The following is a 15,031-nucleotide window of genomic DNA, read 5'->3' on the forward strand; positions in this document are numbered from 1 at the left end:
CGGCCATGTCTGATCACGAGGCACCGATGACCGAGGCCCGCGAGGACGAGGCACCGACGGACGACGCGCCCGAACCTGTCGACCAGGCGCGCCAGATCGCCGAGCTGGAGGATGCCTGGCGGCGTACGGCTGCCGAGCTGGACAACTTCCGCAAGCGTTGCGCGCGCGACGTGGCCCGTGGCCGCGAGCAGGAGCGGGCGGCGGTGGCCACCCGCTGGCTGCCCGTCCTGGACAACCTGGAGCGGGCGCTCGAGCACGCGTCGTCCGACCCCGACTCGGTGGTCGAGGGCGTCCGAGCCGTGCTCGCCCAGGCGGTCGGCGTCCTCGCCGACCTCGGCTACCCGCGCCGCGACGACGACGGCCGGGCCTTCGACCCCGCCGTGCACGAGGCGGTCAGCACCGTGTCCGGTGAGGGGCTCGTGCCCGGCACCGTGGCGCAGGTCGTACGCCCCGGGTACGGGCCCGACGACAAGCTCCTGCGTCCGGCCGCGGTCGTGGTGGCCACCAGGGCATCCTGATGGCCAAAGACTTCTACGAGGTCCTCGGGGTCTCTCGCGATGCCGACCCGGACGAAATCCAACGCGCCTATCGCAAGCTGGCGCGCCAGAACCACCCCGACGTCAACAAGGACCCCGGCGCCGAGGAGCGGTTCAAGGACATCGCCGAGGCCTACGACGTACTCTCGGATCCCGAGCTGCGCCGCCGTTACGACGCCTTCGGTGAGGACTTTCGGCGCGTCCCTCCCGACACCGATCCGGCCGCTTGGCGTCAGTCCCGGACCTATGCCGACGCCGGGGCAGGCGCTCGCGGCGGCTGGTCGTCGGGGGCCGGTCCGTCGGCAGGTTTCGGAGCCGGCGACTTCGGTGAGGAGATCGACATCGAGGACCTGCTCGGCGGGATCTTCGGCGGGCGCGGACGGGGTGGTCGGGCCAGGGGCGGCTGGGGACCAGGCCCGGTCCCGGGCTCCGACCACGAGGCCGAGGTGGAGGTCTCGGTCGAGGAGGCCTACCACGGCACCGAGCGCAGCCTCACGATCAGCGGCCCCGACGGCCCCCGCACCCTCGACGTCACCATCCCCGCCGGCGTGGTCGACGGTCAGCGGATCCGGCTGCGGGGCCAGGGCGGTCCTGGCAGCGGCTCGGCAGCGGACGGAGACCTCTACCTGGTGGTCCGGATCGCCGCCCACCCGCGCTACCGCGTCGAGGGTCGTGACCTGCACGCACTCCTACCGATCGCTCCCTGGGAGGCCGCCCTGGGTGCGTCGGTGTCGATCGAGACTCCCGGCGGAACCGCCACGGTGAAGGTCCCGGCGGGCTCGTCCAGCCACCGTCGGTTGCGGCTCAAAGGCCGCGGGCTTCCCCACCGACGGGGCGATCCGGGGAACTTCTACGCCGAGCTGCAGGTCCGCGTGCCCAAGACCCTCACCGACGAGGAGCAGCGCCTCTTCGAGGAGCTCGCCAAGGTGTCCGGCTTCGACGCGAGGAGCAGACGATGAGAGCGGTCACGAATTACGCCCTCGCCCGGCCCTACCGGCTCAGTCTCGAGAGCTATGCACAGGTCACCGGCGTACACCCCGAGCTCGTACGCCGCCTGGTCGCTCTCGGACTGCTCGACGTCACCCGTGATGCGCAGGGCCGCTTGTGGTTCCACCCCTCCCAGGTGAAGGAGATGGCCAGGATCCAGCGGCTGCGGATGAGTCTGAACCTCAGCTACTGCGCCGTCGGGCTGGTCGTCGAGCTGCTCGACAGGATCGCTGAACTGGAGAAGGCACAACAACGCATGGCACGACGAGGAGACGCTCCATGGACATGAACAGACTGACCCAGAAGTCGCAGGAGGCTCTGCACGACGCCCAGACCAAGGCGCTGCGCTTCGGCCACGTCGAGGTGGACGGGGAGCATCTGCTGCTCGCACTGCTCGACCAGGCGGAGGGCCTGGTGGCGCCGCTGCTCGCCCGGGCGGGGGCCGATCCTGACCGGCTGCGCGAGGAGCTCGAAGCCGAGCTCGGCCGCCGCCCGCGGGTCAGCGGGCCGGGGGTGACTCCCGGGCAGGTGCACATCACCCAGCGGCTCTCGCGACTGCTCGACACGGCTGACCGCGAGGCCCGAAGGCTCAAGGACGAGTACGTCTCGGTCGAGCACCTCGTGATCGCTCTGGTGGAGGAGGGCTCGGGATCATCCGCCGGGCGGCTTCTCCACGCTCAGGGATTGACCCGGGACGCGTTCCTGGCTGCGCTGACCGAGGTGCGCGGTCACCAGAGGGTGACGTCGGCGACCCCCGAGGGAACGTACGAGGCGCTGGAGAAGTACGGCCGCGACCTCGTCGCAGCGGCGGGGGCGGGCAAGCTCGAGCCGGTGATCGGCCGCGATTCCGAGATCCGCCGGACCGTCCAGATCCTGTCGCGCAAGAGCAAGAACAACCCAGTCCTCATCGGCGAGCCCGGAGTGGGCAAGACGGCGATCGTCGAGGGCCTGGCGCAGCGGATCGCCGACGGCGATGTGCCCGAGGGCCTGCGGGACAAGACGGTCTTCGCCCTGGACATGGGGGCCCTCGTCGCCGGGGCGAAGTACCGCGGCGAGTTCGAGGAGCGGCTGAAGGCCGTGCTCAACGAGGTGCAGTCCGCCGAGGGACACATCCTGCTGTTCGTCGACGAGCTGCACACGGTGGTCGGCGCGGGCGGCGGCGAGGGCGCGATGGATGCCGGCAACATGCTCAAGCCGCTGCTCGCCCGCGGCGAGCTGCACATGATCGGCGCGACCACCCTCGACGAGTACCGCACGCACATCGAGAAGGACGCGGCCCTCGAGCGTCGCTTCCAGCCTGTCATCGTCGACGAGCCCGACGAGGAGGACGCCCTCTCGATCCTGCGCGGGCTCCGCGAGCGGCTCGAGGTCTTCCACGGCGTGAAGATCCACGACGGCGCCCTGGTGGCAGCGGTGACCCTGAGTCACCGCTACATCTCCGACCGTTTCCTGCCCGACAAGGCCATCGACCTCGTCGACGAGGCCTGCGCGATGCTGCGCACCGAGATCGACTCGATGCCCGCCGAGCTCGACGAGCTCACCAGACGCGTGACCCGGATGGAGATCGAGGAGGCGGCACTCTCGGAGGAGGAGGACGCCGCGAGCAGGGCCCGCCTCGAGGAGCTGCGCAAGGAGCTGGCCGACGCGCGGGCCGAAGCAGATGCCCTACGCGCGCAGTGGGAGGCGGAAAGGTCGGCGCTTCGCGAGGTGCAGTCCCTCCGCCAGGAGCTGGAGCAGGTACGGCTGGAGAGCGAGCGGGCCGAGCGCGAGTACGACCTCAACCGAGCGGCATCCCTGCGACACGGCCAGCTGCCGGAGATCCAGCGGCGGCTGGAGGCGGCCGAGTCCCGACTCGCCGGCAAGCAGGGTGGCCGCCGGCTGCTGCGCGAGGTCGTGACCGCCGACGAGATCGCCGACATCGTGTCGCGCTGGACCGGCATCCCGGTCACGCGTCTGCAGGAAGGGGAGCGCGACAAGCTGCTCCGCCTCGACGAGGTGCTCCACGAACGTGTCATCGGGCAGGACGAGGCTGTCCAGGTGGTGGCCGACGCCGTCGTCCGCGCCCGCTCAGGCATCAAGAACCCCCAGAGGCCCATCGGGTCGTTCATCTTCCTGGGCCCCACCGGCGTCGGGAAGACGGAGCTGGCCAAGACGCTGGCGGCCGCCCTGTTCGACACCGAGGAGAACATGGTCCGGATCGACATGAGCGAGTATCAGGAGCGGCACACCGTCAGCCGGCTGGTCGGAGCACCTCCCGGCTACGTCGGCTATGAGGAGGGCGGCCAGCTCACCGAGGCGGTGCGGCGCAAGCCCTACTCGGTGGTCCTGCTCGACGAGATCGAGAAAGCCCACGTGGACGTCTTCAACACGCTGCTCCAGGTGCTCGATGACGGCCGCCTGACCGACTCCCACGGCCGGACCGTCGACTTCCGCAACACGGTGCTGATCATGACTTCCAACATCGGCTCGGAGTACCTGCTCGAGGGAGTCACCGCCGGCGGCGAGGTCAAGGACGAGGCGCGCTCGATGGTGATGAGCACCTTGCAGTCGCACTTCCGTCCGGAGTTCCTCAACCGGGTCGACGAGATCGTGATGTTCAAGCCGCTGACGCTCGCCGAGATCGAGCGCATCGTCGATCTCCAGCTCGAAGAGCTGCACGAGCGGCTGGCCGAGATGCGGATCACTCTCGACGTCACGGCCGCTGCGCGGCGCTTCATCGCCGACCAGGGATTCGACCCGGCGTACGGCGCCCGACCGCTGCGACGGCTCATCTCCCGTGAGGTGGAGACCCAGGTCGGCCGATCGCTGCTGCGCGGCGACGCGGCCGACGGAGGCGCGATCTCGGTCGACGTCGTCGACGGGAAGATCACGGTGACGCCGGCCCCCGTCCCCTCAGAAGAGCAGGCAGTGGCATGACCGCGACCACCGAGAAGTCGACCAAGGTCGAGTGCACCAACTGCGGAGCCAAGAACCGGGTTCCGGCGGTTGCCGAGGGCACGCCACGCTGCGGGAGGTGCGGCACGCCGCTTCCCTGGGTGGTCGACGCCACCGACGAGGAGTTCCACGCCGTCGTCGACGAGGCGAGCCCGCCCGTGCTGGTCGACGTGTGGGCGCCGTGGTGCGGCCCCTGCCGGATGGTGAGCCCGGCCTTGGAGAAGCTGGCAGGAGAGATGGCCGGCAACCTCAAGCTCGTGAAGGTCAACGCCGACGACAACCCCGCGGTGAGCCAGAGGTTCGAGGTCCGGTCGATCCCGACGCTGGTCCTCCTGGACCACGGCACGGTCATCGACACACAGATCGGGGCCCTCCCGGTGCACCAGCTGCGTACGTGGCTGGAGTCCAAGCTGCCGGCGAAGTCGTGATGGCCGCCATCCCGCCGCACATCGGCGCCGACCCGCACCTCGGCATCATCCGGCCCGTGCCGCCGCCCGCCCAGCGCGCCTGTGCGGAGTGCGTACGGCTCGGCACCCCCTGGGTGCACCTGCGCCAGTGCCTGACCTGTGGCCAGGTGGGCTGCTGCGACTCATCACCCATGCGCCACGCGCGCGCTCATGCCGCCGGGACGGGCCACGTCATCGTGCGCTCGATCGAGCCGGGAGAGAACTGGAGATGGTGCTATGTCGACGAGCAGTTCGTCTGAGGTCGAGCTCGCGGAGCTACCCGAGACCCCCGACACCACCGGCGCCTACCCCCGGCTCAGCGACGAACAGATCATGCTGCTCTCGCAGTATGGCGAGCGGAAGGCGCTGACCGAGGACACGATGCTGTTCTGCGAGGGGGATCGCGACTGCGGCCTGTTCGTCGTGCTGGACGGCAGGGTCCGGGTCGTCCAGGAGGACGGCCCGGAGGGAGAGCCGCGTGTCATCGCCGTCCACGGCCGGGGTCGCTTCGTGGGTGACCTCTCGATCCTGACCGGGCAGGCGGTCTATGTCACCGCCGTCGCCCAGACCGACGTGGAGGTGCTCGAAGTCCCCTACGACCGGCTCAAAGAGGCGGTCACCCAGGATCAGGCGCTCGGAGATCTGATCCTGCGGGCCTTCATCCTGCGCCGCAACCTACATGCCGACCTCGGCGCCGGCCTGCGGATCATCGGCTCCCGCTACTCGGCCGACACCCGCCGGCTGAGGGACTTCGCGAGCCGCAACCGCATCCCGTCTCGCTGGGAGGACGTGGAGGAGGACCCCGAGGCGGAGGAGACCCTGCGGGCGTTCGGCATCCCACCCGACCAGACCCCCGTGGTGATCTGGAAAGGGCACACGGTTCTGCGCAACCCCAGCACCACCGAGCTGGCCGACCTCATCGGACTACGAGCGGCGCCGAGCCGGGAGGCGTACGACCTCGTCGTGGTCGGCGCCGGGCCTGGCGGACTGGCCGCGGCGGTCTACGCCGCCTCCGAGGGGCTCTCGACGGTCGTCCTGGACGCGCTCGCCACCGGCGGGCAGGCGGCCACGTCGTCCCAGATAGAGAACTACCTGGGTTTCCCCGCAGGTATCAGCGGGGCCGAGCTGGCCGACCGCGCCGTGGTGCAGGCCCGCAAGTTCGGCGCTGCCTTCAGCATCCCCGGCGAGGCGGCCTCGCTCACCCGGGCCGACGGCTATCACGTGGTGGGGCTGGCGGAGGGGGAGTCCCTCATCGCGCACGCCGTACTCGTCGCCACGGGTGTGCGCTACCGGCGTCTCGAGGTCCCGGGTACGGACCGCCTCGAGGGCGGCAGCGTCTACTACGCCGCCACCGAGTTCGAGGCCCGGCTGTGCCGACAGGACCCCGTCACCGTCGTGGGCGGCGGGAACTCGGCCGGCCAAGCGGCCTGCTTCCTGGCCCGTCAGTCGCCGGGGGTCAACCTGGTCATCCGCCACGACGACCTGCGCAGAGACATGTCCCGCTATCTGGCCGACCGCGTCGAGCAGTCGCCACGCATCAAGGTCTGGCGCAACAGCGAGGTGTGCGAGCTCATCGGGGAGAACGCGCTCGAGGAGGTGCTGGTGCGCCACCTCCACTCGGGAGAAGAGCACCGCGTCGCGACGACAGCCCTGTTCGTGATGATCGGCGCGGCCCCGCACACCGGTTGGCTCCAGGGAGCGATCCCGCTGGACACGAAGGGGTTCATCCTCACCGGGGCCGCGGCAGACGGCTCCGACGGCATGTTCGAGACCCGCCGCGAGGGCGTGTTCGCCGTGGGCGACGTACGCAGTGGCTCGGTCAAGCGTGTCGCCTCTGCCGTCGGCGAGGGCTCGGTCGCGATCCGCCACGTCCATGAGTACCTGGAAGCCGCGGGACGTCGGTGAGGGCTCGCCGCCGCCGAGAAGACACAAACCAGGAGGAACAGATGACCACCTACAAAGTCGGCTACTTCGTCGGAAGCCTGTCGTCGACATCGATCAACCGCATCCTGTCCAGGGCCCTCATCCGGGTGGCCCCGGACGACCTGGAGTTCAGCGAGATCCCGATCGGCAACCTGCCGCTGTACAGCCCGGACTTCGACAACGACTATCCGCCCGCAGCCCGGGCGCTCAAGGACTCGATCGCCGCCGTCGACGCGGTGCTCTTCGTCACCCCGGAGTACAACCGCTCCATCCCCGGAGCGTTGAAGAACGCGATCGACTGGGCGTCCCGACCCTGGGGACAGAACTCCTTCGACCACATCCCGGCCGCGGTGATCGGAGCCTCCATCGGCCAGATCGGCACCGCCATGGGCCAACAGACCCTGCGTGGTGTCCTCAGCTTCTGCAACGCTCGCCAGATGACCTCACCCGAGGCCTACATCCAGTACTCACCCGAGGTCTTCCAGGACGACGGCGAGATCACCGACGAGTCCACCAAGGAGTTCCTCCGCGGCTACATGGCCGAGTTCCGTACCTACATCGACATGGTCCTCACCGTCCTGCCGCGCCGACGAGACTGACGGTCGCTGGTCACCCCTGCCGTGCGCTCTGCGGCGACTCCTGTCGGTACGTGTAGGCGGCGGCCCGGACCACCTCGTCGCTCTCCAGACCCGCTCCGAGAGCGCCGCCCAGTGTCGCGAGCGAGCTGGTGAGCCACGCCAGCTTCACGTAGTCGCCAGCTCCTACGGCATGCCCGACGCCCTCCTCGAGCAGCTGCGTGGGCACCAGCACCGGTGAGGTCGCCAGCGCGAGCAGGAACAGCGCGACGTAGAGGAAGAGCACACCCAGAACGACCGTTGCCGCGGTGGCCAGGTTGAAGAGGGTCACCTGCTTACGACCGGCCGGATGGGACGTGTGCTCCCACAGGCCGGCTCCGACGATCAGCGAGATCGTGATCCCGGCGAGCGACCCGACCGCGATCACCGAGAGCCGGACCCAGCCGAGCTCGGCGCTCAGCGCCCAGATGTCGGAGGTCACGAGGGCCAGCACCGCCGTCGCCAAGGCCGCGGTCAGCGCTCTCGACAGCCCGATCGCGAGTCTCCACGGCTGGTTGGCCCGGATCATTCCGAACAGCAGTCTCAGGTTCCCGCTGAGGACTCTCGCGGTGAACATCACGCTGCCGTCACCCTCCGGCCGCTGGTCCCTTCCGAGCTGGCTGGCGCGGCGTCCGAGCCCAGCGACACGACCCGAGATGGCGCGGTCCGCCGTGTCCCCGAGCAAGGTCCGCACGAGCCCGACGACCGTGTCACGGGTGCGTCTGCGCACTCCGACGGCGCCGAGAGCCGGCAGGCACACGACAGCCACGCCGTGCAGAGGACTCGCGTGAGCCACCACCGGTCGCCGATGAGCCTGCAGCGGCAGATCGGTGAGACAGACGACCAGGTCCCAGCCTTCCTTCAAGAGCCGGTCCCTCGCCGCGGCGACGAGAGCCGCGTCGTCCGAAGGTGGATGCACGAGGGCGTCGACCACGATGGACTCCCGCCACTGGACGGCCGGCAGGTGGAAGCTCAGCTCGGCGTGCAGGTCGTCGGCGAGTACCGATGAGATCTCGGTGGCCGACCCCGGAGCCGAGATGATTCCGATCACCACCTCATCGGTGCTCATCGGGTAGCGGCCCGGCTGCGCCGATGGTCTCGACCTTCGTGTGTCATGGAGCCAGTGTCGGATCAGCGCGCGGCGTGAAGCAAGGGACGCGCCCGTTCAGAACGACCGCACCAGGCCGCCGTCGACTCGCAGCTGCTCGCCGGTGATGTACGAGGCGGGCGCCGACGCGAGGAACACGACAGCGGCGGCGAACTCCTCGGGGGTGCCGTACCGGCCCACCGGGATGCCGGCCTCGGTCGTACGCCGCACCTCGCTCGTGCTCGCCCCGGTCTTGTCGGCGCGAGTCTGGTCGAGCGCGGCGACCCGGTCGGTGTCGATCCGGCCGGGCAGCACCATGTTGACCGTGACGCCGCTGCCCGCCACCTCGCCGGCCAGCGTCTTCAGGTAGCCGGCCAGCGCGGCGCGGCCGGTGTTGGACAACGCCAGGTTGTCGAGCGGCTGCTGGATGCCGCTCGACCCGATCGCCACGATCCGGCCCCAGGCCCGCTGCTGCATTCCGGGCAGCACGGCACGTACGAGCCGGATCTGCTGGTGGAGCAGCGTCAGCATCGCCGACTCCACCGCCTCCGGGGTGGCGTCGACGGCCGACCCGGCCGGCGGGCCGCCGCTGTTGAGGACGAGTACGTCGATCGGGCCGTAGGCATGCGTGGCCTGCTCGACCAGGCGCTCCGCGGCGCCGGTGACGGTGAGGTCGCACTCCAGGCCGACGGCAGAGCCGGGCGTGGAGGCGAGCGCCTCCGCCTCTGCCGTGGCGAGCCCGGCCCGGCGCCCGGCGATGACGACGTCGGCGCCCTCTGCCGCGAAGGCTCGGGCACTGGCGAGCCCGAGACCCGAGGTGGATCCAGGGATCAGCACGGTGCGTCCGGTGAGTCCGGTGTCCATGTCAGCTCCGTTCTTCTGTCGGGTGGTGGTGGGAGGCGCCGACCAGGAGGGTTCGGCTCGTCGTGGGGAGCAGCTCCTGCACCGCCGCCAGGTGGTCGGGCAGCAGGCGTAGGAGCTCCTCCGGTGCGGTGGGGCTCGGCGGCCGTACCGCGGCCTCGGCGATGACGCCGCGCCTGGCCAGGATCTCCTTGCGCAACGAGAGTCCGATGCCCGGCTGTGCCTCGTAGTTGACCAGCGGCAGCCAGGGTGTGAACGCGGCCCGGGCGGCGGCGTACCCACCCTCGTGCCAGGCGTCGAGGGCTGCGCGCAACCCCTCGGGATGGGAGAAGCCCGTCATCACGCCGGCGGCGCCGGCAGCGAGCTCGTCGATCAGCCCCACCCCACCGAGCCCGCCGAAAATCGGAATGTCGGTGTGTGCGCTCAGACGGGCGATCGCGAGAGCCGTGGGCGGTGCCTCGGACTTCACGGCGACGATGAACGGACATGCGTTCACGGTCTCGAGCACCTGGGCGTCGGTCATCCGGATGCCGGAGGCCACCGGGTAGTCCTGCAGGACGATGCCGGCACCGATCTCGTCGTGGATCGCTTGCAGATGTCGGGCCAGCACCGCTGGGTCCGGCGTGTTCGCCTGCACCATCAGCCCGGCGAGCGCGGGCCCGGCCGCGGCTGCTGCCGTGCGCGCCTGCTCGACCGCGACGGCGGTCGTCCGCGCCGACAGCCCCACGGTCAGGGGGAGGCCGGGCGCCTGCTCGGCGACTGTGGCGACGACTGCGGCCTGCTCCGCCGAGTCGAGGGCGGCGCCCTCGCCGAAGACACCGAGGGCGACCAGTCCCTGGGCAGGGATGCCGAGGTAGAGGTCCACCTCGGTACGTATCGAGGCGAGGTCGACCGCGAGCCCGTCGCCGTGGAACGGCGTGGCCAGGATGCCCCAGAGGCCGGGGGAGAGGGGTGGGGGAGTCATCGAGATGTCCTTCCGTTACGGCGCCGCAGCGCCTCGTCGACGACGTGCTCGGCGATGGCGAGGGCGGAGGTGGCTCCGGGAGACGGTGCGTTGCGGACCAACACCACCCGGTCGGTGCCGGTGATCACGAAGTCATCGACGAGGCGGCCGGCGTCGTCCATCGCTTGGGCGCGGACCCCGCGGCCACCGCGCCGGACCCCGGTGGGGTCGAGGTCGGGCACGTACCTGCGGGCCTCCTCGATGAACCGGCGGGGGCTCAACGCGGTGCGGGACTCCCGGACCGCTGCCGCCACGTTCCGGGAGGCGAAGCGCCAGAATCCGGGGAAGCCGACGGCCTCGAGCACGTCACGGGGGACGACCCTGCCGTGCTCGTAGGACTCGCGCCCGAGCGAGAGGAACGCGTTGGGGCCGAGTGTCAGGGTGCCGTCGATCTTCGGGGTGACGTGGACGCCGAGGAACGGGTAGCGCGGGTCCGGCACCGGGTAGATCATCCCGCGCACCAGCGAGCGCTGGCCCGCGTCGGCGACGAAGTAGTCCCCGTAGAACGGGACGATCCGCGGCTCGCGGCTCTCACCCAGCAGGACGGCGAGCCGGTCGCTCTGCAACCCGCCGCAGACGATGACCAGGTCGTGTTCGCCCTCGTCCTTCGTCGTCTCGACGCGTACGCCGTCGGTGCGTTCCGTCAGGGCGGTCACCTCATGGCCGAGGCGCACCGATCCGCCCGCGTCGCGCAGCTCGCCGGCGAGGGCCTCGGTCACCGCAGGGAAGTCGACGATCGCGGTCTGCGGCGAGTGGATCGCTCGCACCCCGGCAGCGTGGGGCTCGATCGCCCGCAGCTCGTCGGCCTCGACGATCCTGACGCCCGGCACCCCGTTGGCGACGGCGCGCCGGTGCAGTGCGTCGAGGCGTCCGGCCTCGCTCTCCGAGAGCGCCACCACGACCTTGCCGCACTCGTCGTAGGCGATCGCGTGCTCGGTGACGAACTCCTGGAGCAGGGTGACGCCTCGGCGGCACAGCGTCGCCTTGAGGCTCCCCGGCTCGTAGTAGAGGCCGGCGTGGACCACGCCGCTGTTGTGGCCGGTCTGATGTGCGGCCAGGTGGTCCTCCTTCTCCAGCAGGGTGACCGCGGCGTCGTGGCGGCGTGCCAGGTGCCGTGCGACCGCGGTGCCGATGATGCCGCCGCCGACCACGGCGACCCTGAGGGCAGTCATGGGGTCTCCTCAGCAGCCACGGGGCCGCTCGTCGGGTCGTCCATGGGCGGCGTACGACCGGGGAGGCGTGGGGGTGCGCTCCGATAGGTCGCCGGCGTGGCCGACAGCGTGATCGGGTGCGCGACGGTCGGGACCGGGTCCCGACCCTCGCCGGGGAGGTCGGCGACCGGTGCCAGGCCGAGTCGCTCGGCGAGGGCGAACGCCTGGCCCAGGTCGTTGATCGGGCCGCACGGGACCCCCAGCGCCGACAGCTCGGTGAACCAGTGGTCGGCCGGGTGCTCCTTCAAGACGTCCTCGAGCTCGGCCACCAGCACGGCGCGGTGAGCCACCCGGTCGGCGTTGGTCGCGAAGCGCGGGTCGTCGGCCAGCTTCGGCCGGCCCAGGCCCTTGGCGAGAAGGGTGAAGAGCTTGTCGTTCGCCGCGGCGACGGCCAGCGGCCGGTCCGCGGTGGCGAGCAGCTCGTACGGCGCGATGCTCGGGTGTACGTTGCCGAGCGCCTGGGGCACCTGGCCGGTCGTGACGTAGGTGGAGGCCTGGTTGGACAGCGCGGAGAGGAGCGAGGACAGCAGGTTGACCTCGACGCGCTGTCCCTGCCCGGTGCGCTCCTTGTGGCGCAGGGCGGCCTGGATCCCGATGGTCGCGTGCAGCCCGGTGATCACGTCGACCAGTGCCACGCCGGCCTTGACCGGCCCGGACTCCGGCGTACCGGTCACCGACATCAGCCCGCCGACGGCCTGGGCCACCAGGTCGTAACCGGGGAGCGAGGCGCCCTCGCGCGAGCCGAAGCCGGTGATCGAGCAGTAGACCAGCCCCGGGTGCTCGGCGGACAGGGCGTCGTAGCCCAGGCCCAGCCGCTCCATCGTGCCGTCGCGGAAGTTCTCGACGAGGACGTCACACCGCGCGACGAGGTCACGTGCCGCGCGTCGCCCCTCCGCGGAGCGCAGGTCGATCGCCCGGGACTCCTTGTTGCGGTTGACCGAGAGGAAGTACGTCGACTCGCCGTCCTCGGACCACGGCGGACCCCACGAGCGGGTCTCGTCGCCGTCACCCGGTCGCTCGACCTTCACCACCTCGGCGCCCAGGTCGGCCAGCAGCATCGTGGCGTACGGCGCCGCCAGGACCCGGCTGAAGTCGGCGATGCGTACGCCGGAGAGGGCTCCTCGGGTCACCGGAAGGCCGCCTCTCCGGTCAGGGCACGACCGATGACGAGCTGGTGGACCTCGCTCGTGCCCTCGTAGGTGAGCACGGACTCCAGGTTGTTGGCGTGCCGCAGCACGGGGTGCTCCAGGGTGATGCCGGCGGCGCCGAGGATGGTGCGGCACTCGCGGGCGATGGCGATCGCCTCGCGGACGTTGTTGAGCTTGCCGAGCGAGACCTGCTCGGGCCGCAGCGTGCCGGCGTCCTTGAGGCGGCCCAGGTGCAGCGCGAGCAGCATGCCCTTGCCGAGCTCCAGAGCCATGTCGGCGAGCTTCGCCTGGGTCAGCTGGTAGGCCGCCAGCGGCTTGTCGAAGATGTCACGGTCCTTGGAGTAGGCGATCGCCGTCTCGAGGCTGTCGCGGGCAGCACCCAGCGCGCCGAAGACGATCCCGTAGCGGGCCTCGTTGAGGCACGAGAGCGGCCCCGACAGGCCGGTGGCCTCGGGCAGCACCGCGTCGGCGGGGAGCCGGACGTCGTCGAGCACGAGCTCGGAGGTGACCGAGGCGCGCAGCGACATCTTCTTCTTGATCTCCGGCGCCGAGAAGCCCGGGGTGTCGGTGGGGACGACGAACCCGCGGATGCCGTCCTCGGTCTGTGCCCACACCACCGCGACGTCGGCCACCGAGCCGTTGGTGATCCACATCTTGTTCCCGGTCAGCCGCCAGTCCGACCCGTCCCGGACCGCGCGCGTCCGCATGCCGGCGGGGTTGGAGCCGAAGTCCGGTTCGGTCAGGCCGAAGCAGCCGATGGCTTCGCCGGCCGCCATCCGCGGGAGCCACTCCTGCTTCTGCGCGTCGCTGCCGTGCTTCCAGATCGCGAACATCGCCAGCGACCCCTGCACGCTGACGAGGGAGCGGAGCCCCGAGTCGCCGGCCTCCAGCTCCAGACAGGCCAGGCCGTACGCCGTGGCGCTGGTGCCCGCGCAGCCATAGCCCTCCAGGTGCATGCCGAGCACGCCCAGCGCGCCGAGCTCCTTGGCCAGGTCACGGGCCGGGATCGAGCCCGACTCGTACCAGTCGGCGACCTCCGGCTTGATCCGGTCCTCGACGAATCGCCGTACCGTGTCGCTGATCGCCCGCTCCTCCTCGCCGATCAGCGAGTCGGTGGCGAACAGCTCGAGTGGGGTCTGGGAAGTGCGGGCGGTCACGGGGCGGTCTCCTTGGGATGCGGTGGGCTGGAATCGGTGCGGTCGGGTCTGCGGAGGGTGGGCCGGCGCAGCACAGGCTGTGCCGACCCACCCTGGCGGCGGTCAGCCGAGGTCGGCCAGCGCGCGCTCGGAACCGGGGTGGAGCGGGATCGGCCCGGTCTCGGCCATGGTGGCGGGGTCGATCTCGGTGGCGGCCGGGTGGATCTGGACCAGCTTGTCCTTCTGCTCCACCAGCAGCGTGGTGAGCGCACAGGCCAGGTTGTCGGGCATGTCGTTCTTCACGACCAGCACGTTGGGCACGACGATGGTCGGGATGTCCTCGTCCAGCTCGTAGGTGTCGCCCGGGATGGACGCCTCCTCGTAGACCTCGTTGACCTCCTGCATCTTCGAGAGCAGCGGGGTGACGTCGATGAACTCGACCTTGTCACCCATCGAGGTGAAGAGGTCGGTGATCGCCGGGGTGGGGAGGCCGCCGGACCACACCAGTCCGTCGATGGAGCCGTCCTTCATGCCGTCGACGGTCTTGGTCAGGTCGAGTCGCTGGCGCTTCACGTCCGACAGCCCGAGGCCCGCGGACTCGATCAGTCGGTTGGCGATGACCTCGGTGCCCGACTCGGGAGAACCGGTCGAGATGGCCTTGCCGGCGAAGTCCTCGACGGAGTCGATGCCGGCATCCTTGCGGACGACCACGTGGGTGTAGTTGGAGTAGATGCGGCCCAGGGTCGAGATGTCCTGCGGCTGCTCGAAGTCGGCTTCGCCGTTGACCGCGTCGGCGGCGGAGTCCGCGAGCGAGAAGCCGACGTTGTAGTTGCCGGCGACGACCTGCTCGATGTTCTGGACCGAGGCGCCGGTCTCGGCGGCGGTGACCTTCAGCTCGGTCTCGTCGTTGATCACCTTGGCCATGCCGCCGCCGACGACGTAGTAGACGCCGGTGGAGTTTCCGGTGGCGATCGAGATGCGGCCCTGGCCGGCGTCGCAGCTGCTCTCGTCGGCGCCGGAGCCTGCCTGCTGCCGGCTCTGCTGGCCACCGCAGGCGGTCAGAGCGAGAGCTGTGGCAGCCGCGACCGCGATCGCGGCGAGCGGGGTGATGCGCTTCATGGGGTTGCCTTTCTTGGGGGTTGGGG

General features: G+C 70.6%; 15 protein-coding genes. 8 read left to right on the top strand and 7 right to left on the bottom strand.

Translation table 11 applies throughout. The features are described 5' to 3' along the window. Positions 1-5: 5 nt before the first annotated feature. The 8 genes from ACFWQC_RS02850 to ACFWQC_RS02885 are packed head-to-tail and all read left to right on the top strand — an operon-like array spanning position 6 to position 7,425. Positions 6-518, top strand: coding sequence for a nucleotide exchange factor GrpE (locus ACFWQC_RS02850; protein WP_378672775.1), 513 nt, complete (start codon positions 6-8; stop codon positions 516-518). Then, positions 518-1,495, top strand: coding sequence for a DnaJ C-terminal domain-containing protein (locus ACFWQC_RS02855; RefSeq protein ID WP_378672778.1), 978 nt, complete (start codon positions 518-520; stop codon positions 1,493-1,495). Before ACFWQC_RS02850 ends, ACFWQC_RS02855 begins: the two co-directional genes overlap by 1 nt. Next, positions 1,492-1,812 (top strand): chaperone modulator CbpM, encoded by a 321-nt coding sequence (locus tag ACFWQC_RS02860; protein WP_378672781.1) that lies wholly within the window; start codon positions 1,492-1,494, stop codon positions 1,810-1,812. Before ACFWQC_RS02855 ends, ACFWQC_RS02860 begins: the two co-directional genes overlap by 4 nt. Next, a complete protein-coding gene (clpB, locus tag ACFWQC_RS02865) occupies positions 1,803-4,439 on the top strand; it encodes an ATP-dependent chaperone ClpB (protein WP_378672784.1) in 2,637 nt (878 codons plus the stop codon). The genes ACFWQC_RS02860 and clpB overlap by 10 nt, the downstream gene beginning before the upstream one ends. Continuing rightward, positions 4,436-4,885 (top strand): thioredoxin, encoded by a 450-nt coding sequence (gene trxA, locus ACFWQC_RS02870; RefSeq protein WP_378672787.1) that lies wholly within the window; start codon positions 4,436-4,438, stop codon positions 4,883-4,885. Before clpB ends, trxA begins: the two co-directional genes overlap by 4 nt. After that, positions 4,885-5,163 carry a UBP-type zinc finger domain-containing protein gene (locus ACFWQC_RS02875; RefSeq protein ID WP_378672790.1) on the top strand — a complete coding sequence of 93 codons (279 nt, stop codon included), beginning with the start codon at positions 4,885-4,887 and terminating at the stop codon, positions 5,161-5,163. Before trxA ends, ACFWQC_RS02875 begins: the two co-directional genes overlap by 1 nt. Further along, entirely contained in the window at positions 5,141-6,808 is a 1,668-nt protein-coding gene (locus tag ACFWQC_RS02880; protein WP_378672793.1) for an FAD-dependent oxidoreductase, read from the top strand. Before ACFWQC_RS02875 ends, ACFWQC_RS02880 begins: the two co-directional genes overlap by 23 nt. 41 nt (positions 6,809-6,849) lie before the next feature. Next, a complete protein-coding gene (locus ACFWQC_RS02885; protein ID WP_378672796.1) occupies positions 6,850-7,425 on the top strand; it encodes an NADPH-dependent FMN reductase in 576 nt (191 codons plus the stop codon). A gap of 10 nt (positions 7,426-7,435) precedes the next feature. On the opposite strand, the gene ACFWQC_RS02890 is transcribed toward ACFWQC_RS02885, so the two are convergent. The 7 genes from ACFWQC_RS02890 to ACFWQC_RS02920 all read right to left on the bottom strand — a co-directional run bounded on the left by ACFWQC_RS02890 (position 7,436) and on the right by ACFWQC_RS02920 (position 15,005). Continuing rightward, positions 7,436-8,509 carry a hypothetical protein gene (locus ACFWQC_RS02890; RefSeq protein ID WP_378672799.1) on the bottom strand — a complete coding sequence of 358 codons (1,074 nt, stop codon included), beginning with the start codon at positions 8,507-8,509 and terminating at the stop codon, positions 7,436-7,438. Between the two features lie 96 nt (positions 8,510-8,605). After that, positions 8,606-9,391 carry an SDR family oxidoreductase gene (locus tag ACFWQC_RS02895; protein WP_378672801.1) on the bottom strand — a complete coding sequence of 262 codons (786 nt, stop codon included), beginning with the start codon at positions 9,389-9,391 and terminating at the stop codon, positions 8,606-8,608. Between the two features lies 1 nt (position 9,392). Beyond that, positions 9,393-10,352, bottom strand: a complete 960-nt coding sequence (locus ACFWQC_RS02900) for a dihydrodipicolinate synthase family protein (protein ID WP_378672804.1) — start codon at positions 10,350-10,352, stop codon at positions 9,393-9,395. Then, the gene (gene lhgO / locus ACFWQC_RS02905; protein WP_378672806.1) at positions 10,349-11,563 is read right to left on the bottom strand and encodes an L-2-hydroxyglutarate oxidase; all 1,215 of its coding nucleotides are present in this window, start codon (positions 11,561-11,563) and stop codon (positions 10,349-10,351) included. Before lhgO ends, ACFWQC_RS02900 begins: the two co-directional genes overlap by 4 nt. After that, positions 11,560-12,732 carry a CaiB/BaiF CoA transferase family protein gene (locus ACFWQC_RS02910; protein ID WP_378672809.1) on the bottom strand — a complete coding sequence of 391 codons (1,173 nt, stop codon included), beginning with the start codon at positions 12,730-12,732 and terminating at the stop codon, positions 11,560-11,562. Before ACFWQC_RS02910 ends, lhgO begins: the two co-directional genes overlap by 4 nt. Beyond that, positions 12,729-13,907, bottom strand: a complete 1,179-nt coding sequence (locus ACFWQC_RS02915) for an acyl-CoA dehydrogenase family protein (protein WP_378672812.1) — start codon at positions 13,905-13,907, stop codon at positions 12,729-12,731. The genes ACFWQC_RS02910 and ACFWQC_RS02915 overlap by 4 nt, the downstream gene beginning before the upstream one ends. 102 nt (positions 13,908-14,009) lie before the next feature. Further along, complete coding sequence (locus ACFWQC_RS02920; protein WP_378672815.1) at positions 14,010-15,005, bottom strand: TAXI family TRAP transporter solute-binding subunit; 996 nt, start codon at positions 15,003-15,005, stop codon at positions 14,010-14,012. Between the last annotated feature and the right edge of the window lie 26 nt (positions 15,006-15,031).

It is taken from the genome of Nocardioides sp. NPDC058538, from assembly GCF_042719275.1.
Taxonomy (GTDB): domain Bacteria; phylum Actinomycetota; class Actinomycetes; order Propionibacteriales; family Nocardioidaceae; genus Nocardioides.